This window comes from Pseudomonas sp. Y39-6, assembly GCF_023651955.1.
Classification (GTDB): Bacteria; Pseudomonadota; Gammaproteobacteria; order Pseudomonadales; family Pseudomonadaceae; genus Aquipseudomonas; species Aquipseudomonas veronii.
On the sequence record NZ_CP069594.1, the window covers coordinates 6842878 to 6865954 of the forward strand.

The 23077-nt window shown below is 65.0% G+C and carries 16 protein-coding genes and 2 pseudogenes; 4 read left to right on the plus strand and 14 right to left on the minus strand.

Annotation, left to right across the window (positions count from 1 at the left end; genetic code table 11):
• Positions 1-8 precede the first annotated feature (8 nt).
• Positions 9-2084 carry an ATP-dependent DNA helicase RecG gene (gene recG, locus JN756_RS31345; RefSeq protein ID WP_017846067.1) on the plus strand — a complete coding sequence of 692 codons (2076 nt, stop codon included), beginning with the start codon at positions 9-11 and terminating at the stop codon, positions 2082-2084.
• A gap of 77 nt (positions 2085-2161) precedes the next feature.
• A complete protein-coding gene (locus JN756_RS31350) occupies positions 2162-3562 on the plus strand; it encodes an aminoacyl-tRNA deacylase and HDOD domain-containing protein (protein WP_017846068.1) in 1401 nt (466 codons plus the stop codon).
• A 108-nt stretch (positions 3563-3670) separates the two neighbouring features.
• Here JN756_RS31350 and JN756_RS31355 read toward each other — a convergent pair.
• Positions 3671-3784: pseudogene (locus JN756_RS31355) on the minus strand (helicase); the annotation flags it as partial.
• Between the two features lie 11 nt (positions 3785-3795).
• Between JN756_RS31355 and JN756_RS31360 the strand changes: the two are divergent.
• A pseudogene (locus JN756_RS31360) lies at positions 3796-4017 on the plus strand (histidine kinase); the annotation flags it as partial.
• Positions 4018-4125: 108 nt separating this feature from the next.
• On the opposite strand, the gene JN756_RS31365 reads toward JN756_RS31360, so the two are convergent.
• The 13 genes from JN756_RS31365 to tagH form a co-directional block, all read right to left on the minus strand.
• The gene (locus JN756_RS31365) at positions 4126-4500 is read right to left on the minus strand and encodes a hypothetical protein (RefSeq protein WP_046385148.1); all 375 of its coding nucleotides are present in this window, start codon (positions 4498-4500) and stop codon (positions 4126-4128) included.
• Positions 4501-4624: 124 nt separating this feature from the next.
• A complete protein-coding gene (gene tagQ / locus JN756_RS31370; RefSeq protein WP_046381641.1) occupies positions 4625-5554 on the minus strand; it encodes a type VI secretion system-associated lipoprotein TagQ in 930 nt (309 codons plus the stop codon).
• 84 nt (positions 5555-5638) lie between these two features.
• Positions 5639-7351 carry a formylglycine-generating enzyme family protein gene (locus JN756_RS31375; RefSeq protein ID WP_201021650.1) on the minus strand — a complete coding sequence of 571 codons (1713 nt, stop codon included), beginning with the start codon at positions 7349-7351 and terminating at the stop codon, positions 5639-5641.
• On the minus strand, positions 7344-8528 hold the full coding sequence (locus JN756_RS31380) for an ABC transporter permease family protein (RefSeq protein WP_057004019.1): 1185 nt from the start codon (positions 8526-8528) through the stop codon (positions 7344-7346). Before JN756_RS31380 ends, JN756_RS31375 begins: the two co-directional genes overlap by 8 nt.
• Complete coding sequence (locus JN756_RS31385; RefSeq protein WP_046381638.1) at positions 8528-9232, minus strand: ABC transporter ATP-binding protein; 705 nt, start codon at positions 9230-9232, stop codon at positions 8528-8530. Before JN756_RS31385 ends, JN756_RS31380 begins: the two co-directional genes overlap by 1 nt.
• The gene (locus tag JN756_RS31390; protein ID WP_057004020.1) at positions 9232-12213 is read right to left on the minus strand and encodes a serine/threonine-protein kinase; all 2982 of its coding nucleotides are present in this window, start codon (positions 12211-12213) and stop codon (positions 9232-9234) included. Before JN756_RS31390 ends, JN756_RS31385 begins: the two co-directional genes overlap by 1 nt.
• On the minus strand, positions 12210-12929 hold the full coding sequence (locus tag JN756_RS31395) for a PP2C family protein-serine/threonine phosphatase (protein WP_046381636.1): 720 nt from the start codon (positions 12927-12929) through the stop codon (positions 12210-12212). Before JN756_RS31395 ends, JN756_RS31390 begins: the two co-directional genes overlap by 4 nt.
• On the minus strand, positions 12930-13583 hold the full coding sequence (gene tagF, locus JN756_RS31400; protein WP_046488982.1) for a type VI secretion system-associated protein TagF: 654 nt from the start codon (positions 13581-13583) through the stop codon (positions 12930-12932). It abuts the gene before it with no gap.
• Positions 13580-17080, minus strand: coding sequence for a type VI secretion system membrane subunit TssM (gene tssM / locus JN756_RS31405; protein WP_201021651.1), 3501 nt, complete (start codon positions 17078-17080; stop codon positions 13580-13582). Before tssM ends, tagF begins: the two co-directional genes overlap by 4 nt.
• Positions 17077-18366, minus strand: coding sequence for a DotU family type VI secretion system protein (locus JN756_RS31410; RefSeq protein WP_201021652.1), 1290 nt, complete (start codon positions 18364-18366; stop codon positions 17077-17079). Before JN756_RS31410 ends, tssM begins: the two co-directional genes overlap by 4 nt.
• A 6-nt stretch (positions 18367-18372) precedes the next feature.
• Entirely contained in the window at positions 18373-19707 is a 1335-nt protein-coding gene (gene tssK / locus JN756_RS31415) for a type VI secretion system baseplate subunit TssK (protein WP_046381634.1), read from the minus strand.
• Positions 19708-19725: 18 nt separating this feature from the next.
• A complete protein-coding gene (gene tssJ / locus JN756_RS31420) occupies positions 19726-20238 on the minus strand; it encodes a type VI secretion system lipoprotein TssJ (protein WP_079444938.1) in 513 nt (170 codons plus the stop codon).
• A 52-nt stretch (positions 20239-20290) separates the two neighbouring features.
• Positions 20291-21619 (minus strand): type VI secretion system-associated FHA domain protein TagH, encoded by a 1329-nt coding sequence (gene tagH, locus JN756_RS31425; RefSeq protein ID WP_201021653.1) that lies wholly within the window; start codon positions 21617-21619, stop codon positions 20291-20293.
• A 394-nt stretch (positions 21620-22013) separates the two neighbouring features.
• Between tagH and tssA the strand changes: the two genes are divergently transcribed.
• A complete protein-coding gene (gene tssA / locus JN756_RS31430; protein WP_057004023.1) occupies positions 22014-23036 on the plus strand; it encodes a type VI secretion system protein TssA in 1023 nt (340 codons plus the stop codon).
• The last annotated feature ends 41 nt before the right edge of the window (positions 23037-23077 follow it).

Here is a 23077-nt window from a genome sequence, read left to right on the forward strand (position 1 = left end):
GCCACTGTATGACTGAGCTGTCGCAGGTGTCGGTGACGGCACTCAAGGGTGTCGGCGAAGCCATGGCCGAGAAGTTGGCCAAGGTCGGCCTGGAGAACCTTCAGGACGTGCTGTTCCACCTGCCTCTGCGCTATCAGGACCGCACCCGCGTGGTGCCCATCGGTCATTTGCGCCCTGGGCAGGACGCAGTGATCGAAGGCACCGTCAGCGGCGCCGACGTGGTGATGGGCAAGCGCCGCAGCCTGGTGGTGCGCCTGCAGGATGGCACCGGCGGCCTGAGCCTGCGCTTCTACCATTTCAGCAACGCGCAGAAGGAAGGCCTCAAGCGCGGCACCCGCGTGCGCTGTTACGGCGAAGCACGCCCCGGCGCCTCGGGCCTGGAGATCTACCATCCGGAATACCGCGCCATTACGGGCGACGAGCCGCCGCCGGTCGACACCACCCTGACGCCGATCTACCCGCTGACCGAAGGCCTCACCCAACAACGCCTGCGCCAACTGTGCCAGCAGACCCTGACGATGCTCGGCCCGAAAAGCCTGCCCGATTGGCTGCCCGTGGAGCTGGCCCGCGACTATCAACTGGCGCCGCTGGACGATGCGATCCGCTACCTGCATCACCCACCGGCCGACGCGGACGTGGACGAACTGGCCCTCGGTCATCACTGGGCGCAGCACCGCCTGGCCTTCGAAGAACTGCTGACCCACCAACTGTCCCAGCAACGCCTGCGCGAGAGCATGCGCTCCCTGCGCGCCCCGGCGATGCCCAAGGCCACGCGCCTGCCCGCGCAGTACTTGGCGAACCTCGGCTTTGCGCCGACCGGTGCCCAACAGCGCGTGGGCAATGAAATCGCCTACGACCTCAGCCAGCCCGAACCCATGCTGCGCCTGATCCAGGGCGACGTCGGCGCGGGCAAGACCGTGGTCGCCGCCCTCGCCGCCCTGCAGGCACTCGAAGCCGGTTACCAGGTGGCGCTGATGGCGCCCACTGAGATTCTCGCCGAGCAGCACTTCATCACCTTCAAGCGCTGGCTCGAACCGCTGGGCCTGGAAGTGGCGTGGCTGGCGGGCAAACTCAAAGGCAAAAACCGCACAACCGCGCTGGAGCAGATCGCCAGCGGCGCACCGATGGTGGTGGGCACCCATGCGCTGTTCCAGGACGAAGTGCAGTTCAAGAACCTTGCGCTGGTGATCATCGACGAACAGCATCGCTTCGGCGTGCAACAGCGCCTGGCCCTACGCCAGAAAGGCGCGGGCGGGCGCATGAGCCCGCACCAATTGATCATGACCGCCACGCCGATCCCACGCACCCTGGCCATGAGCGCCTACGCCGACCTCGACACCTCGATCCTCGACGAACTGCCGCCCGGCCGCACCCCGGTCAATACCGTGCTGGTCACCGACTCCCGGCGCGTGGAAGTCATCGAGCGCGTGCGCGGCGCCTGCGCCGAAGGCCGCCAGGCGTATTGGGTATGCACGCTGATCGAAGAGTCCGAAGAGCTGACCTGCCAGGCCGCCGAAACCACTTACGAAGACCTCACCAGCGCCTTGGGCGAACTCAAGGTCGGGCTGATCCACGGGCGCATGAAACCGGCGGAAAAAGCCGCGGTGATGGCGCAATTCAAGGCCGGCGACCTGCAACTGCTGGTGGCCACCACGGTGATCGAGGTCGGGGTGGACGTGCCCAACGCCAGCCTGATGATCATCGAAAACCCCGAGCGCCTCGGCCTGGCGCAACTGCACCAGCTACGTGGCCGCGTCGGCCGGGGCAGCGCGGCCAGCCACTGCGTGCTGCTGTATCATCCGCCGCTGTCGCAGATCGGCCGTCAACGCCTGGGCATCATGCGTGAAACCAACGACGGTTTTGTCATCGCCGAAAAAGACCTCGAACTGCGCGGCCCCGGCGAGATGCTCGGCACCCGCCAGACCGGCCTGCTGCAATTCAAGGTCGCCGACCTGATGCGCGACGCCGACCTGCTGCCGGCAGTGCGCGATGCGGCCCAGGCCCTGCTCGAGCGTTGGCCGGATCACGTCAGCCCGCTGCTGGATCGCTGGCTCAGGCATGGGCAGCAATACGGCCAAGTGTGACGCCTGTTTCACTTATCCGACCAACATTTGTATCAAGCTGGTTATACTCCAAAGACTGTACGAATTTGGATCAGGCCATGTCAGAAGTTGCCCACGCCGCCGCACCACTGACCGCCCCGCCGGTTATTCGGGCGCTGCTCGCGAAACTCTCCATCAGCTACACGGAAGTCGCCGAACATCCGGGCCTGAACCCTGCGCGAAAGATCCAGGCGGTGCTGCTGGAAGATGCGGTGGGCGCGCTCATGGTGCTGTTCCCGCAGAACCAGTTGCTCGACCTCAACCGCCTGACCGAACTCACCGGCCGCCGCCTGACATCGGTGTCGCCGGAACGTATCGAACGCATGCTGGGCAAGCATGACCTCAGCCTGCTGCCCGGCCTGCCGGCGCTGACCAGCTCACCTTGCCTGTATGAAGGCAGCCTGCTCGATGAGTCGAGCCTGCTGGTTCACTCGGGCGAAGCCGGTTTGCTGCTGGAGATCGCCAGCGCCGACTTCAAGACCATGCTGACCAAGGCCAGCGCCGCTCAATTCGGCGAGCCGCTGAGCAACATCCGGCCCAACCTCGACCGGCCCCATGATGACCGCGAGGAAATCACCCAGGCCATGCAGGCGTTCACGGCCCGGCGCATCCAGCAACGCCTGGAAGCGACCATCGAGATTCCGCCGCTGGCCGACACTGCGCAGAAAATCATCAAACTGCGCGTCGACCCCAACGCCACCATCGACGACATCACCGGCGTGGTCGAAACCGACCCGGCGCTGGCCGCCCAGGTGGTCAGCTGGGCCGCCTCGCCCTATTACGCCTCGCCGGGCAAGATCCGCTCGGTGGAAGACGCCATCGTGCGGGTGCTGGGCTTCGACCTGGTGATCAACCTGGCGCTGGGCCTGGCCCTGGGCAAAACCCTGAGCCTGCCCAAGGACCACCCGCACCAGGCCACGCCGTACTGGCACCAGTCGATCTACACCGCCGCCGTCATCGAAGGCCTGACCCGCGCCATGCCGCGCGCGCAACGCCCGGAAGCCGGCCTGACCTACCTGGCCGGTCTGCTGCACAACTTCGGATACCTGCTGCTGGCCCACGTGTTTCCGCCGCACTTCTCGCTGATCTGCCGACACCTGGAGGTCAACCCGCACCTGTGCCACAGCTATGTGGAGCAGCATTTGCTGGGTATCAGCCGCGAACAGATCGGCGCCTGGCTGATGCGCTACTGGGACATGCCGGACGAACTGTCCACCGCCCTGCGCTTCCAGCACGACCCGTCCTACGACGGCCAATACGCCGAGTACCCCAACCTGGTGTGCCTGGCCGTGCGCCTGCTGCGCAGCCGGGGCATCGGCTCCGGGCCGCACGAAACCATCCCCGACGAGCTGCTTGAGCGCCTGGGCTTGAGCCGTGACAAGGCTGAAGAAGTCGTGGCCAAGGTGCTGGATGCCGAGGTGCTGTTGCGCGAATTGGCCTCGCAGTTCAGCCAGGGCTGAATCGGTAGCTTGTTAGATCGCTATCGGGGGCAAGCCCCCTCCCACATTTTGATCTGCGAACACGGTCAAGTGTGGGAGGGGGCTTGCCCCCGATGAATCCACCTCGGTCTACTGCTTTTTCTTCGGCTTCAAATACTTGGTCAAGCCCTGGAACCAGATCACCAGCGCCGGGTTGCCCTTGATCTGGATCGACTTGTCCTGAATCCCCGTCATGAACGCCAGGTCTTTGTCACCCAACCTACGACGGCCAATACGCCGAGTACCCCAACCTGGTATGCCTGGCCGTGCGCCTGCTGCGCAGCCGGGGCATCGGCTCCGGGCCGCACGAAACCATTCCCGACGAGCTGCTTGAACGTTTGGGCTTGAGCCGTGACAAGGCTGAAGAAGTCGTGGCCAAGGTGCTGGATGCCGAGGTGCTGTTGCGCGAATTGGCCTCGCAGTTCAGCCAGGGCTGAATCGGTAGCTTGTTAGATCGCTATCGGGGGCAAGCCCCCTCCCACATTTTGATCTGCGAACACGGTCAAGTGTGGGAGGGGGCTTGCCCCCGATGAATCCACCTCGGTCTACTGCTTTTTCTTCGGCTTCAAATACTTGGTCAAGCCCTGGAACCAGATCACCAGCGCCGGGTTGCCCTTGATCTGGATCGACTTGTCCTGAATCCCCGTCATGAACGCCAGTTGCTTGTTCTTCGCCTGCATCGTGGCGAAGCCATAGGCGGCGTCTTTAAAGGCAATGGCGAAGGCCGGCGCAGGGTGGACACCCGAGCGGCTGGTGATGCGCTGGTCTTTGACGATGAAGTGACGGGCAACCTTGCCGTCGAGGGTCTGCAACTGGAACGCCAGGTCTTTGTCACCCAACTGCTGCTGGAACGCAGGGTTGGTGCGGCTGGCTTTGCCCATCATCAGGCCCAGTACCCAGAGGAGAAGACGAAATTTCATGCACACGGCCTCGGTGTAATTATTGAGTGGCCGCAGCAGTGTAACGAATTGCCGAAAGAACGCCACCGATCTCGCGCTTTAGCCGGAGATCGGTTGGCGTTTACCGCTTATAGCAACAACTTGCTTATACGTTAGGGCACGGTACCGGCGCCCAGTCGGCCAGGTTCGGATCGCGGCAAGTGCCTTCGATCTGTGCTTTACCGGCGCTGGCGACCTTCTTGCTTTCATCTTGCTTGGTCTGGGCAGTCTGGAAGGTTCTTTCGGTGGCGACCGCTTCTTTCGGCACCACAGGCAGCGGCGGACGCTTGGTCACGACTTTGCTGGTCAACTTACCTTTCTTGGCCGGTACGACCGCCGGAGTGGCATCCGCTGTCGCCACGGTGACTACGTCGTTGCGCTGCACGCCCACCTGTTGCAGGTCTTTCTCGTAAGCCTGGGTGTAGTTGTTCAGGTCTTCGCTGGCCTTGCCGTTGACCGCGACGATCAGGTCATTGGATTCCTTCAGGCCGGAGACGATTTCCGCCAGGCGCTTGCGGCCTTCGGTGTCGTTGACGGTCTTGGCCTTACGGTCGGCCACCAGCTTGGTGAATGCGCTCTGGTAGCACTGCTGGGAGGCCTTGGCGTAGGCGGTGCTGCGGTCGATGTCGGAGGCGCTTTTATTGACGTCGGCTGCGTAGGAGCCAATACGCTGGTTGTCATCGGCGATCTGCTTCTGACGCTCGGTGTAGTAACCCGCCGCGCCGCCAGCCAGGGCGCCGCCCGCGGCACCGATTGCGGCGTTACGGCCGCGCTTCTCGGAGTCGCCGGTCAAGGCGCCGAGCAATGCACCGCCGGCAGCGCCGATGGCCGCGCCGGTGACGACCGACTTGGTCATGTCCGAATCGGTCGCGCGCAGGTGCTGCACCGGCTCGTAGCAGTTCGGGTAGTACTCGACCTTGGTGCTCGACGCGACCTTGGACGTCGGCGACGTGGCACAACCAGTCAACACGGTGCTGAAACCGGCTGCGATCAGCAGCAAGTGACGCTTGGAAACCGCCTTACGGGAAAAAAGCATAGGTGTGTTCTCTTTTAAGTTTGACTTGCCCAGCACGGCCCACCGCCGCCTGAGTCCCTTCCAAGCTCGCTCTATAGCCAGCGATCAAGACCGCTGACCACTGGCTGCGAGCAATTCCTTCAAGATCGTTGCCGGGTCGGCCCGCTGTTGCTTGCGGTAGTTGCCGACATGGCGAACGAACAGTGTCGCGCGCGTCACCAGGCTTTTGCCGAGCACTGGCTTGCGATCCAACTCTTCCTTGATCCGTTGAAACTGCGCCTGGATCACCGCATCGGTGTAACGCGTGCCGGTGGCCAGGTTGTCGATATAGATCGCCACTGCGCCGTCGAGGGCGCTGCGCCCGTTGGCAATGGCTGCGGCAAACAGCTGCGCGCTGGCCTCGTCCTTGGCGTCCACGGCCTGCTGGCGGCTCTTCTGCAGATTGGTCAGGCGGATGTTGTAGTTATTGATGGTCTCGGCCACCAACGCCGCCGACTGAATCAGGTTGCCCGCCGCTTCTTCGCGTTGCTGGGCGATCAGCGAGACGTTGCGCTTGAGCTCTTCGTTGACCAGCCCCAGCTCGGCTTGCAGGCGTGGGTCGACGCTGGCGGCGATGATGCTGTCCAGGCGCTTGGTCGGGTCCTGGGCGTCATCGATGGCATCGGTCAGCGAGGCCAGGCGGCCTTCTTTCTGCCACTGCGCGAACAGCTCCTTGTAGCGCGAACGCGGTGCCGACAGCGCGCCGATCGCCACGCGAAAACCGGTTGTCTCGTTGCTTTGCTCGGTGCCGTCGGCGGCGAACAACGGGTACTCGCGGCGCATGCCGGTGAACAGCGTGCCTTCGCCCTCCAGGTAATTGCCGCCCTTGACCACAAAGCCGCCATAGGCGCCCTGGCGACGCCCGGCGTGTACCAGCTGGAAGGATTCCTGGACCATTTCCGCCGCGTTGCCGATCACATCGAACAGGCCGATCGGGTTGGGCAATTTGGTGCCGATGGGCATCAGCCGCGCGGCCTGGCCGGTGCCGCCGGCGACTTGGTTGAACACCGCCCAATCGGCCAGCGGGCCGTCGCTTTCGCTGCCTTCGATGCGCCGCGGGAACAGGCGCCCTTCCAAGTCCTGGCGGCTCACGGCCTGGGCCCCGCGTGCGGCGAACTCCCATTCCACTTCGGTGGGCAGGCGCACAAAACCCAGGCCGCCGTCGTCCGCCGAAGCGCCACGCCCGCTCACCGGCAGCAACTCGCGGTGGTATTTCATCAGCCAGGCGCTGTACACCGCCGAGAAGCGTTCGGCTTCAAAGCGCGACAGCTTGACCTTGGGCAAACGCCCGGCCATGCCGCTGGGCGCATCGCACGCGGGCGCCGGTTCGCCACTGGCCAGCGATTGCGCCTGGGACATCACCAGAGCGTATTGGCGCGCGGTCACTTCGTACTTGCCGATGAAGTAGAGCATCGGCTTGAGCGGGGTCTTGGCGTCGGTCTTCGGCATCAAGGGCGTGATGACGTTGTTCCAGTCTTTCGGCAGGTCCTTGAGGCTGAACTGGCCGTTGATGAAGTCGCGGCGATAGCCGGAAATGAACGACTGCTGATAGCCCGCTTCGCCTTCGGCAAAGGGGTAGCCGAGGCTGATCTCGCGGTCGTCCAACGTGCCTTGGGCCAGCACATAGACGTAACGGAACACCATGTTGCCTTCGCACGGCAGCGGCAGGCTGACGTCGTCCGCCAACGGCTTGGGGTTGTCGAGCTTATCGCTTGCCTCATCGGCCCACGCCAGCGAGGCCAGGCTCAGCGCCAAGGCGACGCCCAGTAACTTATACATCTCGGATTCCTTCAGAAGCCTGGATACGCGCCACGCGCCAACCGCCACACGCTGCCGCCACGGCGCTGACGCCGAGCACAGCCACCAGGGCCAGGCCGTAATGACGCGCCAGCAGGTGGCTGGCGTGTTCGCCCGGCACCTGCACGAATAATTGATTCAAGCCCGCCTCGGCCAGGCCATACAGACCCGCACTGAACACGGCGGCCAAGCCGGCGCTGTAGAGCGCCTGCAGCACCACAAACAGCAACAGCGCGGCGGTGGAAAAGCCCAACAGACGCAACACCGACAACTCCCTGCGCTTGCGCGCCACGGCGGCCAGCGCCCCGGCGAAGATCGCCGCGAACGCCCCCGCCAAGGCCAACCCGGCGATGATCCAGAACACGATCGACAGGTTGCGGCTCAACGACTGCACCTGGGCGATGCTCAATGCCTGGGTCGCCACCAACAGATTCTGCCCGGCGAAAAACACCCGCAGCGGCTCCACATCGGTGAGGTTGCGCGCATACAGGCGAAACGCCGGATACACCCGCTGCTCACCCGCGCCGACCGCGTCGCCGTCCCAGCCCAGCGCTGGCACGGCACGGCCGTCGCGGTAGTCTTCCACCGCTTCCAGCAGGCTCAATTCAGCAAACAGGCCGTCGCGGGCGAAGGCTTCCAGCGGCAGTACCGCGAGCACCTGCAAACGCGTGCGCCGGGTTTCGACGCGCCCCGCGACCTGGCGCGCAAAGCCGGTCTCCAGCCAATCCCCGGGCCGCGCCGCGAGCTTCTCGGCGGCGGTGTGGCTCAGCACGATCTGCGCCAGGCCCTGGGGCACCGGCAAACCGTTGAGCAGTGGATCGCCCGGCGCGGTCGGCAGCATTTCCAGGGTCAATGTGCCCACCTGCGCGGTCGCCGCGATCTGCCGCGTGCGCGGGATGGCGAACGCCACATCGCCGCGCTGACCCAACTGCTCGACAAAGGCGCGGCTGAATCGACCACCGCCCAACGGAATAATTTCACGGGTGGCCGGGTCGTTCTCCAGGCGCTCGGTCAGACTGCTGACCAGCCCGAACTTCAGGCCGAACAACACCAGCAACGGCGCGACGACGGCAACCAGCGCCAGCACCGCGCAGGCCGACAGCCACGCATCGTTGCGGTAATCCTGCCAAGCCAGGGAAGCCACCAGGCCGAGGCGCATCAGCACACCTCCCCGAGGGTGGCGGTGATGCCGCCATCAGTGTCGCGACGACAAGCGATACGGCGCACCTGCAAGCCGCTGGCGCGAGCCAGGGGTTCGTCATGGGTGGCGATCACGCAAGCGGCGCGGTGTTCGCGAGCGCGGGCCAACAGCGCCTGCATCACCCGTTCGGCGTTAAGCGGGTCGAGGGACGCGGTCGGCTCATCGGCCAAGACCAATTGCGGCGCATGGGCCAGGGCGCGGGCGCAGCTCACGCGCTGGCGTTGGCCGACCGACAGCGCCGCCGGCTTCTTGGCCAGTTGATCGCTGATTTCCAATTGCTCGGCCAGGCGCGCCACGCTGCCATCGTCCTTCAACCCCAGCAGTTGCCGGGATAAGGCGATATTGCTGCGCACATCGAGAAAGCCCAGCAAGCCGCCGGTTTGCAGGACGTAACCGAGGTGCCGGCTGCGCAGCTCGGCCAGGGCGGTCTGCCGATCGGCGCGCCACAACCCGCCGATATCGGTCTGATTGAATTCGAAGCGGTCCACCTGATCCGGCGCGAGCACCAGGGCCAGCAGGTCGAGCAAGGTGCTTTTGCCGCACCCGCTCGGCCCGACAATCGCCACTTGCTCCCCCGCGCGCAGGTGCAACGCCGGAATCACCAGGCTATAGCGCTGGGCACCGACGCCCCGGCTCTTGTGTACCGCGTTCAGGTTCAGCATTACGGCAGCGTCGACAAAGGGACGCGGTACAACGCATCGCCCGGCTCGGCAGCGCCGAAACGGACCCAGTTGGCCAGGTCATTGTGGAAGGTTTCATAGAGGCGGATCTTCGAATCCAGCTCGTCGATAAAGTCTTCCTGCTCGGCCACGCTCAACGACAGCCATAGATCCTGGGTCATGTTCAGCGACTTGCTGCGGTACGGCAGGCCTTCCAGGTATTCGCCGAGGATGCCGCCATCGGCCAGGTTGCCACCCTTGCGCAGGGCCTGCGGGTCGCGGCTCATATAGGCCGAGGCGCTGGCGATTTCCTGGAAGAAGTCTTTGGGCGAGGTCTGGGTTTTGCGGGCGGCGTCGACGATCAGTTTCAGCGACTGCTGCAGGTCGTTGAGCTGCAATTTGGTCAACATCACGCACACCTGGAACGCCGGCAGCGCCGGGTTGGTCAGGTCGCGGTCGGCGGTCCAGGCGCTGACCAGTTGCGGCGCCTGGCTCGCGGCTTTGCGCCCGAGGAAGTCCATGTGCATGGCGTAGCCGATGGCGGCGGATTTATCCGCCAGGCTTGGCGCGGCGCTCAGCAAGGGCAGCGGCTGCGGCGTGTCATTGCGTACCTGATGCACCAGGTTGGCGAACACCGTACCGATCTCATCGACGCGCTCGCCCAGCTTGCGTACATCGCCACCCGGCACCTTCGTATACAGGTCGCCGATCTGCGGGTTGGCGTCGGCGGTGAGGATGCGGTACTGGCTTTCGGCGCCGGCGTGGGTTTTCTTGCCGGCGTCGGTGCGCAGGTGCAGGGCGTAGATCTTGATCTGCTTGCCCAGCGCCGCCTGGCGCACTTCGGCTTCGTTCATCTGGGTGGCGGCGAACGGGTCGTTCTTGCGCAGCGCGCCAGCGTCGGTGACCAGCAGGATGATACGGCCGCCGTAGCCGGACCAGTCCATGCCCTCCACGGCCTGCATCACCCCGGCAAACGCGTCCTCGTTGAAAGAGTGACTGGACACGGTCGACGCCTTGACCCCGCGCGCCAGGTCGAGGAAGCGCTGCGGGTCGCGGCCCTGGTCGAGGGTGATCAGGGTCTTGGCCACGTATTCCAGGCCCGGGGTTTTCTTGATGCTGTTGCGAAAACCCACCAGGCCGAAGCTGACGCTGTCCAACTCGCCGCGTTCGGCGATACGGGTTTGCAGCTCGTGGACCACATCACGGATCTGGTCGATATACGGCTGCATCGACACGGTGGTGTCGACCACCAGCACTACCGCCGTGCGGAAGGCATCGGCATTGGCGTTGATCAGCGCGGTCGCGGGCTTGGCGACCGCGCTGCTGCCAGGGTCGATGGACGCGACGTTGAGCAACTGCACCGGCTGGCCGTTGTCGTCGAAGCTCTCTTTGGAATCGAAGATCGGCAGCAGGTAGAACTGGTTCTGCGGCACCGCGCTGGCGGCCGGCTCCAGGGCCAGCACCTGGCCGTTGTCGTCGCGGTTGTTCTGCGCCTTGGCCAGCACGCCTTTGGCAGCGGCGGGGTCGGCCAGCAGCTTTTCCACTTCGCCGGATTGGCGCAGGAACATCACCGGTGCCCGGCCGGAGCGTTCGGTGAACTTGAGCACCAGGCTTTGCTTCCAGTCGCTGACCTGGGCGGCCGGCAACCAACCGTCGCTGCGCCCATCGGTGGCGGCGCCGACGCGTAGCCATGGGCTGCCGTCGACGTCCTTGCGCTGATACACATAGAGCACGGAAAACGCCGGCAGGGCTTTGCCTGGCGCGCTGCCGGCAGCGCTGGCGAGTTTCGCGCCGGGTTTGCTGAGCACGCGCTGGAACAGGGTTTTCTTGCCCGCCATCAGCAAGGGCCGTTGACCGCCGTCCACTTCGGCGACCGCCACCGGTGACGTCACCGGTGGTGTCACCTTGGGCACTGTCGCAGCCGGTGGCTTGGCGGGCTGATCACTGCCGCTCAACCACCAGTAACCCGCGCCACCTATGGCCAAGGCAACCGCCACCGCCACGGCGGCCAACGCCAACACCGGCCCACGGCGCTGCTCGGACACCGTGTGCCGTGGGGTTGGCGGCACCACCGGCTGGCGCGCCGGTTGCGGCTTGTCGGTCGGGATCTCGATGGATTGCGGAGTGATGCCGGCCAGATCGAAACTCAGCGGAATCGGCAACGGCCGCACCTGCGTGGCGTCCGGCGACTCGGTCGGCAGTTGATCCAGCGCCAGCAGCAACGCCGCCGCATCCGGGAAGCGCTCATTCGGGTCCTTGGCCAACAGTTTGCGCAGCACGTCCTGATAACGCCCGTGATGCAGCGGCAGTTCCGGCAGCGGCTCGGTCAGGTGGGCCAAGGCCGTGGAGAGCGCGTCGGTGCCGTTATAAGGCAGCTTGCCGACGAGGATTTCATAGAGCACCACGCCCAGCGCATACAGGTCTGCGCGGCCATCGATTTCCTGGCCACGCGCCTGTTCCGGGCTCATGTAGCTCGGCGTGCCAACGGCGAAACCGGCCTGGGTGAACTGGGTGCGGTCGTCCAGGGATTTGGCGATGCCGAAGTCCGACAGCACGGCGGTGCCGTCGGCGCGGAACAGAATGTTCGCCGGCTTGACGTCGCGGTGGACCAACCCCTGCGCATGGGCATAACCCAGCGCCGAAGCGATCTGGCGGATCAGCGTGAGGCCCTGCTCCGGAGTGAGGCCGGCGGCGATGCGCTCCTTGAGCGTGCCGTTGGGCAGGTACTCCATGGCCATGTAATACAGCTCGCCGACATTGCCGATGTCATGGATGGTCACCGTGTGCGGGTGCGACAGCCGCGCCAGGGTCTTGCCTTCGCGCAGGAAGCGCTCGCAGAAACTCGGGTCCGCCGCCAGCGCCGCCGCCATCACCTTGAGCGCGACCTTGCGCTCCAGCGAGCGCTGGGTCGCCAGGTACACGCTGGCCATGGCGCCTTCGCCGATCTCGCCTTCGATGTCGTAGCCCGGGATCACGATGTTCATGCCGATACCTTCACGACGATGGCGGTGATGTTGTCCGGTGCGCCGCGGTTCAGCCCCAGGTGGACCAGGCTGCGCACGATTTCATCCGGGGCGTCATGGCTGAGCACCTCGCGAATCTCGTGGTCCTCGACGGTCTTGTTCAGGCCATCGCTGCACAGCAGGTAACTGTCGCCGGGGGCGATCAGCAGGTCGACCACCGCCAGTTCCAGTTGGGCTTCCACACCGATGGCGCGGGTGACGATGTTGGCGCGCGGATGCACACGGGCATCGGCCTCGCTGAGCAGGCCGCTGTCTTGCAGGTCTTGCACGTAACTGTGGTCGCGCGAAATGCCGTCGAGCACGCCGTCGCGCAGGCGATACAGGCGACTGTCGCCGGCCCACAGGCACACGCCGCGCAAGCCGCGTGCGGCGAACACCACCACGGTGCTGCCCATCATGGTCACGCCACGGTTGGCGGTTTCTTCACGCACGGCCGCGTTGATGCGGATCAGGTCGTTGCGCAAGGCCGCCGAGTATTCCTCGAGGGAACGCCCCAGCGGCACACTGCGCAGGCTGTCGACGATCAGGCTGCTGACGTAATCCCCCGCGGCGTGCCCGCCCATGCCGTCGGCCACCACCCACAGGCGATTCTCGGGCAGGTCCAGGCACGCGTCTTCATTGACCTGGCGAACCATGCCCACATGGCTTTTGCTCGCGGATTTGTACGTCGACCCCATCTACATCACACCTTCTTGTCCGAGCAAAAACTGCGCAAAATCGCTGGTGGCGGGCAGGCCCTGACACCGCAATAAACCAGGGGAAATCGTCTGCGAACCACGCCCCCACCACAGGCTGGCGCCTTCGCAGGCCTGTTCGGCGAGTGCGGTCATGCGCGCATGGGGTTCCGTGGCGGCGACCCGCTGCAGCCCGGCGAAACGGCTGTCCACCGCGCGCGGTTCCGTCGCCGGCAAGCCCAGGCTGTCGAGGCCGGCGTTGAAATTCTCGAAGGTGGCACCGGCATCCAGGGTGCCGAGCAACAGCTCTTCGGCCTCTTCAAACCAGCGGTCCGGGCCGCCCACCAGGGACGCCGGATTGGTGTCGTGATCGAGCAACGCGACCACGGCCAGCGGAAAATACCGCCCGACCCGGTCGATGCTCGGCATCACCACGCCCGCCGCCGCGTTCGGCCCGCACACGCCGGGCGCCAGCACAAAGCGCCACAGCGGGCTGACCAGATACACGTTGAGCCAACCGGCGCCGAGGCTGTGTTGACTGGCGAGCAGGCCCGCCGCCAGCCAGCTGTCCCACGGGCCGATAAAACTCTGCGGCAAGGCGCGGCTGACAAAATCGCCGCGACTGGCCAACTTGCCGTAGAAGCCCAACGTCGTCATAACCGCTCCGGCAGGCTGAAGCCACTGAGCACGCGGCTCTTGAACGGGTTGAAGGCGCTGTTGGCACGCAATTCGTAGGCGATGCTCGCACCGTCGACCCGCAGGCGCAGGTTGAAGCGGTCCGGCGCATTGCCGGGCGTGAGGTCCGATTGTTCCAGCAGGCGGAACCAGGCCCACGGGCCGTCCAGGGTCACGCCGGAGCGACCGCTGGGCGACGGCGGCATGATCGAAATACGCACCACGCCAATGCTGCCGGGGTTCGGCCATTGCATCGCCACCGGACGGCTCGGGCCGTGGTCGTAGCTCAATTGCTGGCCGTCGAGGTCGAGCAGGAACTGGGTGATGCTGGCGTCCATCGCCACCGGCTTGAGCTCGAAACGCACGATCGGCTGAGTACCGCCTGAGCGAAAGAACGCATCGCGGATCGTCGCCGCGCGCTGGAAGGTTTGCAGCACACCCGGCGCAATCCCGAGTTTCTGCGCCGCGCCCGGCTGCCAACGCCAGGTCTGTGCGGAGGTATCGACGTAGGGTTGCAGGTATTTGCGGAAGTAGTTATCCATCACCCCGCCCACGCCGAAGAACTGGCCGAAATCATCCAGGGTGGCGTCACGGGCGCTGCCCGGCGACATCGGATAACGCCCGGCCAGGGACTGGCGATACACGTTCACCACTTCGCTGACCCAGGCCGCGTTCAGCTGGTTGCGCACGCCGCCCATCATGCTGTTGGTGGTCGAGTTGACCACCGACTTGACCATGCCCTGCACCAGCGGCGGCTGGCGCTCGGCGTTCAGGCTGACCCGCGTGGCCGCCGCTGCCGCCTGGTTCTTGGCCTCACCGAGCAAGGCATCGCCGCTGGCGCCGACCATGGCGCTGACTTGCACGTACAGCGCGTTCATATCCGCCAGCAGGCCGTCGATGGCCGCCGGCTCGCCTTCGTTCTTGCTGACGATACTGTTGAGCTCGGCGAAGTGCGCGGTCACCGGGTCGTCCGCAGCGGCCGGCGCATCCGCGTTCGGTTGCGCCTGGCCGAGCAGGTTGCCCAGGCGTTCCTTGAGCTTGTCCACGCCGCCTTCGACCGGCACGCCCTTGGCCGCCAACTGGCGTTCCTCTGCCTGCAAGTCGGTTTCCCTGGCCACCGCCACCAGCAGTTTTTTCAGCGGCGAGGTCGGCCCGGAAATCACCCGCAACACGTCCGCCGCCTGGGCCACGCTGGTGATCGGCACAAAGTCGATGTCGGCGAGCAACGCATCCCACTGACGCTGGTAGTCCTGGAAGTACAGGCGGCGCACGTCGGCGGCCAGGCTGACCACGTTCTGCTGGTCGGCCTGCTCATGGCCGAGCACCCATTGCTCTTCGGCCAGGGTGCCGGTCTGGTTCAGGCTGCTCAGCAGGAACGCCTGGCGATAGCCCTTGGCGGTGAAGAAACCACTCAGCGGCTCGCCCAACGGCTTGCCGCTTTTGCGGCTGAACACCAATGCGGCGTCGCGGCCGGCGGCTTCGTTGAGGCGGAAGTCCGGAATGCCGTCGGGCAGTTTCTGGCGTTTGACCCGGTCATACACGCGCTGGGCCACCGGCAGTTGTTGCAACTGCCGACGCAGGTCGTCGATCAAGCGCGCATCGAGGCGTGCACTCGGCGGGTGGCGCTCAAACAACGCCTGCAAGTGTTCGGCCAGCGCCTGGCGCTGATCGGCGGGCAGGTCGCGCGGCAGGTTGCGGTCCCAGTCGAGGGCGATCCAGGCCTTGATGAAGTCCGCGTCGTAATGCTCGGTGTCGGCGAGCATCAGGTAAGCCTTGAGGCCTTCGTAGAGGAAGTCGGAGTTACCGCCGCCGTGAAGTTGCTCCTCGATGCGCGTCACCAGGCGCGGCGCGAAGACGGCGATCAACAGCTTGCGATAGACGCTGGCGGATTCGGCTTCGAGCATATCGCCCTGATACAGGCCCAGGCCCTCGGACCAACTTGGCGAATCCCCGGCGAGGTGTTTCACCGCGTTGAGCAACGGCAACACGGCGAGCACTTCGCGCTGTGCCGGGCTGAGGTTCTGTACGGCCTGGCCCAGGGGCGCGACCTTCTGGTCGACCTGGGCGATATACGCCTGGTTGGCGCGATAACTGACCCACCACAGGCTGCTGACCACGATCACCAGCGCCACGGTGGCCGCGAGCACGCCGCGTGCGATCCATTTGCGCCGCCGCTCGACCTGCGGGTTGACGCCCACCAGCCCGCGCTCGGCAAAGGCTACTGCGCTGAACAGTTTCTCGATGAAGTAACTGCGCCCGCTGCCGCTCTGGCGTGCCAGGTGCTGGCGGTCCAGGTTCATGCTCTGGGCCATGGTGCCGATCAAGCGATCGATCGGGCTGCCTTCCTGGGTGCCGCTGGTGAAGTACACGCCGCGCAGCAAGACGCGCTCTTCAAAGGCGTTGGGTTTGAACACGCCTTCGAGGAAGCTTTGCAGGCAATCTTTCAATGCGCCGAACTGCTGCGGGAAGCCGTAGATCAAGTCGCGCCGCGCCGGGTCGCGTTCCTGTTGCAGGCGTTCGACCAGGCGTTCGTTGAGGCGCTGTTCGAGGCCGGCGAATTCGCTTTGCAGGTGCGCCAGGGGGCTGTCGCTGTGCTTGCCGTCGTCCAGGGCAAAGGTCATGCCCCACACCTGGGCGCGTTCTTCCTTGCTCAGGTTGTCGAAGAACTCCATGAAACCCGGCACCAGGTCGAGCTTGGTCAGCATCAGGTAGATCGGGAAACGCACGCCCAGCTGGGTGTACAGCTCCTGGATACGCAGGCGAATCGCCGCCGCGTGGGCAGCGCGTTCGGCTTCGCTGCCCAGCAGCAGGTCCGACAGGCTGATGGCGATAAAGGCGCCATCGATCGGGCGGCGCGAACGCTGCTTTTTCAACAGGTCGAGGAAGCCCAGCCAGGCGGCTTTGTCCACCGGGGAGTTGCTGTCCTGGGTGGTGTAGCGGCCGGCGGTATCGAGCAATACGGCCTGGTCGGTAAACCACCAGTCGCAGTTGCGCGTGCCGCCGACGCCCCGCACCGCCCCGGCGCCCAATTGGGCAGCCAGCGGGAAATGCAGCCCGGAATTGACCAGCGCGGTGGTCTTGCCCGAACCCGGCGGGCCGATGATCACGTACCACGGCAGCTCGTAGAGGTTGCGCCGCTCATCCCCGCCGAGCTTGGCTTTTTTCAGCAGGGCCAGGGCTTCGTCCATGCGCTGGCGCAGGCTGGTGAGTTCTTCGGCGGTGGCGACGCTGTTGGGGTCGGCCGGGGTTTGCGCGGCCAGGCTGCGCATCACTTCGGCGGCCTGGCGACGGGCCTGGAGGATGCGGAACACACGGTAGGCGAGCCAGGCCGCAAACAGCAGGACGATCAGCGCCCAGCGCCGCCCTTCGGGCACCAGCACGTCGAGCAGGGGCCCGACAAACCAGATGATCAAGCTCAGGGCGATCAGGCCCAGCAACGGGATCACCCAGCGAATCATGAAACTGAAAAACGCCTTCACTCGACGCCCTCCGCGAGTACGGTGATTTCAACCCGACGATTGCGGGCTCGGCCTTCGACGGTGGCGTTGGTCGCCACCGGCTCGGTGTCGCTTCTGCCCTCGGCACTGAAGCGATCGCCCTGGCCGGTCTTGGCCGCGAGGATCTCCAGCACCGACTTGGCCCGCGCTTCGGACAAGGCCCAGTTGGACGGGAAGCGCAGCGTGGCAATCGGGCGGTTGTCGCTGTGCCCGGTGACGCGCACCTGGCCCTTGACTTTGCGGATCGCGTCGGCGATGCGCAGCATCAGCGGCTGGTAGTCGTCGACGATGCTGGAGCTGGCCGACGCAAAGAGCTCATCACCGCGGATCGTCACGACGGAACGGTCGACCTTGTCTTCCACCGCGACGCGACCGGCCTTGATGTCTTCCACCAGAAAACCGGCCAGGCGCGGGCGCTCGATCACTTTCGGCTGCGCCACGGGGCGGTCGATGGCCTGCACCGGGATCTCGCCCAAGGCATGGATATTCTTGAACACCGGCTCGGCGTCTGCGGCCAGCTTCAGGCGCAGGCCGAACAGCAACGCCAGCAGCAGCGCCAGGCCGATGGCCACGGCGATCCATGGCGGCATGAACTGCGCCAGGCGATCGCGCGCCACGGTGACGCCGCGCCAGTGCGGCGACAGCTCGCGTTCGTGGTCGCCCCGGGCGCTGCGAATCGCCGCGGCGGTACGTTCACGCAGGGCTTCCAACTGGCTGCGACCATCGTTCATCACGCGGTAGCGGCCTTCGAAACCCAGGCACATGCACAGGTACAACAGTTCCAGCAGGTACAAGCGCTCGCGTGGGCTTTGCAGGCAATGGTCGAGTAGCTGGAAGACCTTTTCGCCGCCCCAGGCTTCGTTGTGAACGGTGATCAGCAGGCTCTGCTTGCCCCAATCGCTGGTACTGCCCCACGGTGTGCTCAACACCGCCTCATCCAGTGCGGTACACAGGGCGTAACGCGCCAGCAGTACTTCGTTGCGCGCCACGCCAGCAGCTTCGGCGCGCTCTTCGAACTGGCGCAGATAGGCCAGCAACTGCGCACGCAAACTGGCCGGCGCCGGGTGGGCGATGGTGTTGCGCAGGCGTGTCAGCAAGGCCAGCAGCGGGCCGGCGGCGCTTTCCAGCGGGTTCAGGCCGTGGCTTTTGCCGGTCAGGATCGGCGCGGCCGGCATCGACAGCGGCGCCGGTTCGGCACGCGCGGGTTCGGGCGCACGGCCACCCGGGCGCGGCATGAACTGGGTGCGGTCATCATCATTGGGGTGCATCGCGGATTATCCTCGGATCGCCCAGAAGGCCAGGTTCAAGCCCGGGAACTGCCCGGCGATATGGAAGGCGAAGCCGCCGGAATTGCTCAACTGCTGCCAGTGCTCGCTGCCCCGGTCCAGCTCGTAATAGGTCGAGCCTGCGTGGTACGGCAGTTGGCGCGGCGCCACCGGCAACGGCAGCAGGCCAATGCCGGGCAGTTGCAGGTTGACCAGGTCGCGAATGTGCTCCACCGAGCCGACTTTGCTCTGCTGGCCGAAGCGCGCGCGCAGGGTCTCGCCGGGCACATCGGCGCGTACCACGAGGATGAAACTGGCGCTGTCGATCAGGGTTTTGTCGGCGAGCATGGCCACGTGGATGCCGTAGGCTTTCTCGACGATCGGGATCGGCGTGGCCTTGCTGTCGATCAACATCGACAGCGCTTCACGCAGGGCCTGCATCACCGGGGCAAAACTCAAGGCCAGGTCGTCGTGCTGGTACTGCGGGTATTCCTGGGGGCGCCGGCCGGTGGTGGAGAAGGTAGCGAACTCACCGGCCAGGCTGACCAGTTCGCTGAACAACCGCTCCGGGTGCAGCGGGCTCAGTTGGCTGAGGTGCTGGATCAGCGGCTGGGCACGGTTGACCAGTTGCAACAGCATGAAGTCGGCAATCTCCGACGCGCCGCCCGCGCCCGAGGCGACCACACGCCCGGCCAGGGCTTCGCCGCGCTGGTGCAGCAGGCCGAGCAGTTCGCTGCGAAACGCGGTCAGCGGTTTGCTCGCGGCCACATCGAGGACTGGCGGGATGTAGCTGTCGTCGAGGACCAGCGCACGGTCGGCGCGTTTTTCCTTGATGCGTACCAGGCCGATCGCGGCGTAATCGCTGATGCCGTCCTGCGCGGTCAACAGGCGCAGCGCACGGGAGCCGACGGCCACCGGGGCGCGATTCTCGAACGGTGCGTTGTCGTCACGCACTTCGCGCACCTGGCTCACGTAGCGGGCGGCGCCAAGCGCTTCGCCGTCGTCGACGGTGTCGCGGGCCCCTGCGCGCTTGAGCGGCAAGGCCAGGTAGACGAGGCCGTCACGCAGGCTGTCGTCGATATTCAGCGGGCTGGGCGCCAAGTCATCCTGGGGGATATTGAACGGCGTGCCGTCGGGCAGCAGGCCGCGTGCCGACACAATCGCCAGCTTGCCCTGGGCCAGCAGGCCCTGATCGATCAGCAGCTCGGAAAACCCCCAGGCCCCGGCCGACAACGGGCGACTGCGGGCGTCGATCAGGTTTTCCAGGTAACGGTCATGCTGCTGGAAGTGCTGCGTTCCGATGAACATGCCTTCCGACCAGACCACGCGATTGTTCCAGGACATGGGGGCTCCGATTGCTTGTTATTGGGCTGGGCTGGATGGGGAAACCACGACGTCCGCACGCACGGCGCGCACATCGAGGCTGATCTGGTATTCGGTGTATTGGCGCGGCGGCACGTTGAGCACCGTGCGCCATTGCGCGCGGTCCAGCTCGCGGTAGCCCACCAACAGGCCGATCTGGCGGGTGGACGGGTCGAGGTCGCGCTGGATGCTCAACTGCTGGCCGGGCTGCACCATCACTTCGTCCTGGTCCAGCAGGTCGAGACCGAGGGTGGATTGCGCACGGTCAGCCAGGGCGAAGTAATCCGAACGGCCGAAGGTGGCGGCGTTTTTCAGTTCGAAAATCCGCACCCGCACCGGGGCGGCCTGGCCGTTGGCGCCGGGGTTGAGCCCGGCAATCGCGTGAAAGTGCAACTCGACGGCAGCGGTGTTCGCTTCAACCTCGGCGGCGCTGGCCTGGGGTTCGGCGACATCCTTGGTACACGCCGCCAGCATCAGCAGGCTGGCCACTGCGAGTAAAAACCTGGGAATCATCCTTCGTCCTCAATGACGTACTTAGCTTTCCGTTTTATCCATGCGTTGCGGCTCAGCGACGCTGGCGTGCGCTGTGCTCTTCGTAGGCTCGGCTGAATTCGCGGCCGAACAGGTCCTGGAAATCTTCCTGGGCCTCGCGGGAAATATTGCTGTAGAGCTCGGTGAACTGCTGCCAGTACTGGGCCTGGCGCGAGCCGCTGAACAGGCTCGACAGCCCGCCGGGCTTGCCCATGCGTTCTTCCAGCTGCGCCGGTTCGAAGCGGCTGAGCAGGTGTTTGATCGCCGCTTCCACACCGGCCATCACCGCCAATTGGTGAGCGCGCAGGTCGTCGAAACTGTCGCGCACCGCGATGTCCGGTGCCATAAACGCTTGGTTGCCATGACGCAGCAGCAGCTGTAGCGCTTCGTCGGCATTCGGGGCGAATTTCAACGGATTGTTTTCCGCGGGCTGGATCATCGTCTGCTGCATGCGGAATTCGCCCTTGAGGCTGGCGCGGGCACGCAACACGTCGATCAGGCCTTCGACCATCAGCCGGTAGCTGCGGCCGATGCTTTCCATCTGGGCTTCGGCCTGGGCCTTGTCCAGGCGCAATGGGTCCAGGCCGGCGCCGCGCAGGAAGGCGTGCAAAAGATCGGGTTGCTGGGCGGCGGCCACCGGGAGCACAGGCTCGACCACAGGTGGCGGCGCGATCACCGGCGCAGGCGGTGGCGGTGCGCTGACCACCGGCGCCGGTGTGTCGCCAAACAGGTCCCAATCCTCAGGGATGACCGAGCCCGTCGCGGCCGGCGGCTCGACCACCGGCACCGGCACGGCCACCGGGGTCGGCGGGCGGAAGTCGTGTTGCTCGGACGGCACATGATCGGCCACGGTCGGCGGCGGCACGGCGGTCGGGCTGAGAAAATCGAAGAGGTCCGGCAAGGTATCCATCGACGACGCGCCCTGGAACTGCGGCGCGATCACTGGCGTGGCTACCGGCTTGCTGGCGACGGCGCCCATCAGCGCTTCAAAACTGTTCGGGGAATCCCCGGCAAACGCCTGGTTATCCACAGCCTGTACGTTGAAATCGATGCGCGCCTGGATTTCGTAATCACCGATGCGGATCAGCTCGCCATCCTGCAACGGCTCGCTATTACCCCGACGCAGACGGATGCCGGCGTTAACCAACTCCACACCGTTTGTACTGTTATCGGTTAAATAATAACGACCATCTTTGTATTGAATTACGCAATGTTTCGAGGACACCAGACGCTCAGGATCAGGCAATACCCAGTCATTATCCGAGCTGCGGCCGATAGCCATCGAGCCCTGGTTCAAGGACTTTTCGGCACACTGCCCAGGGGTAATCTTGTGATAACTAGTGATAGTCAAACACAGCGACATCTTGCCTCCTTGCTGATACTTCGCGCGCAATCGATTCCCGGCGAGCGCCTTTCCCGAGAGATCGCGCCAGGCGACGCAAACCACGGTCATAATCTGCTTTTTGCCAGCATGATCGCAGATCTTAACTGGCCTCAATGACAAAAACCCTATCGTGGAACACCACTCGACTCACCAGTCGCGCAGGTTGTTAAGTACCGCACATCTGTCACAGAGGGCGAATAGCTTACCTTGACAAGCCATAACTACTACACCAAAAATGCACAACTTCTTGAATACCAGTGATGGCACATTAGTGGCGCCACACGTATATGACCAAGAAAACATGCAAAGTTCATCACGTAACTAATGCATGAATTGCCCGTCATCTAACGGGCCGATAGGGAGATCGATTTCAGTGGATGTGCCGTTGCTGCTCGCCGCCGTTTCCGCGACTTCGCCATGTGGCGAAGACATGGAATATGACGCGCAATTTCTACAACTGGAGCGTGATGCCAAGGGGCAGCCCGAGCGCAGCATGGGCGACGCCATCCTGCCTGCCGAACCGCCGGACTGGCGCAGCATCCAGCAGCAAAGCCTCGACCTGTTGCAACGCAGCAAAGACCTGCGCATCACCCATTTCCTGCTGCAAAGCGCCCTCGCCCTCCAGGGTGTGGTCGGGTTGGCCGACGCGCTCACGCTGATCAACGCGCTGCTGCGCGAATACTGGGCCGACCTGCACCCGCGCCTGGATGCCGACGACGATAACGACCCCACCGTGCGTATCAACGCCCTGTCCGGCTTGACCGGCGACGCGACGATCCGCCTGCTGCGCGAAAGCATCCTCACGCGCTCGCGCACCTTCGGCGCCGTGAGCCTGCGCGCCGCGCTGAACGCCAGCGGCCTGATGAGTTTTCCCGATGAACAACTCGGCGCCCAGCAGCTCAATGCCGCTTTCCTCGACAGCGACCCCGAGCAACTGCAAGCCACCCGCGACGCCTTGAGCTCCGCGCGTGCCGCCTGCGAAGCCATCGAACAACAGGTCAGCGACCAGGTCGGCTCGGCCCAGGGCGTCGACCTCAGCCTGTTGAAGCAACCGCTCAAGCAGGCGCTGCAGATCCTCAGCCAATTTGTACCGAACGGTGAGACCAGCAGCCGCGAACCCGAGGCCGTCAGTGACGACAATGCCCCCTCGGCCGACTTCGCCGCCGCCCCCACCGCACCGCGCCCCAGCGGCGACATCGCCAACCGCGATGACGTGCTGCGCAGCCTCGACAAGATCCTTGCGTACTACACCCGTCACGAGCCTTCGAGCCCGCTGCCGGTGCTGTTGAACCGCGCAAAGCATCTGGTGCACGCCGACTTCGCGGCCATCGTGCGCAATCTGATTCCCGACGGCATGTCCCAATTTGAAAACCTGCGTGGCCCGGACGGCGAGTAAGCCGCCCGACTGCGCAGTAACAACACCGTCGCTCAAGCGAC

Bases quoted from the DNA above. Each gene is read 5' to 3' on its own strand.
- recG (WP_017846067.1), top strand. From the start codon at position 9: ATGACTGAGCTGTCGCAGGTGTCGGTGACGGCACTCAAGGGTGTCGGC.
- JN756_RS31350 (WP_017846068.1), top strand. From the start codon at position 2,162: ATGTCAGAAGTTGCCCACGCCGCCGCACCACTGACCGCCCCGCCGGTT.
- JN756_RS31365 (WP_046385148.1), bottom strand. From the start codon at position 4,500: ATGAAATTTCGTCTTCTCCTCTGGGTACTGGGCCTGATGATGGGCAAA.
- tagQ (WP_046381641.1), bottom strand. From the start codon at position 5,554: ATGCTTTTTTCCCGTAAGGCGGTTTCCAAGCGTCACTTGCTGCTGATC.
- JN756_RS31375 (WP_201021650.1), bottom strand. From the start codon at position 7,351: ATGTATAAGTTACTGGGCGTCGCCTTGGCGCTGAGCCTGGCCTCGCTG.
- JN756_RS31380 (WP_057004019.1), bottom strand. From the start codon at position 8,528: ATGCGCCTCGGCCTGGTGGCTTCCCTGGCTTGGCAGGATTACCGCAAC.
- JN756_RS31385 (WP_046381638.1), bottom strand. From the start codon at position 9,232: ATGCTGAACCTGAACGCGGTACACAAGAGCCGGGGCGTCGGTGCCCAG.
- JN756_RS31390 (WP_057004020.1), bottom strand. From the start codon at position 12,213: ATGAACATCGTGATCCCGGGCTACGACATCGAAGGCGAGATCGGCGAA.
- JN756_RS31395 (WP_046381636.1), bottom strand. From the start codon at position 12,929: ATGGGGTCGACGTACAAATCCGCGAGCAAAAGCCATGTGGGCATGGTT.
- tagF (WP_046488982.1), bottom strand. From the start codon at position 13,583: ATGACGACGTTGGGCTTCTACGGCAAGTTGGCCAGTCGCGGCGATTTT.
- JN756_RS31410 (WP_201021652.1), bottom strand. From the start codon at position 18,366: ATGCACCCCAATGATGATGACCGCACCCAGTTCATGCCGCGCCCGGGT.
- tssK (WP_046381634.1), bottom strand. From the start codon at position 19,707: ATGTCCTGGAACAATCGCGTGGTCTGGTCGGAAGGCATGTTCATCGGA.
- tssJ (WP_079444938.1), bottom strand. From the start codon at position 20,238: ATGATTCCCAGGTTTTTACTCGCAGTGGCCAGCCTGCTGATGCTGGCG.
- tagH (WP_201021653.1), bottom strand. From the start codon at position 21,619: ATGTCGCTGTGTTTGACTATCACTAGTTATCACAAGATTACCCCTGGG.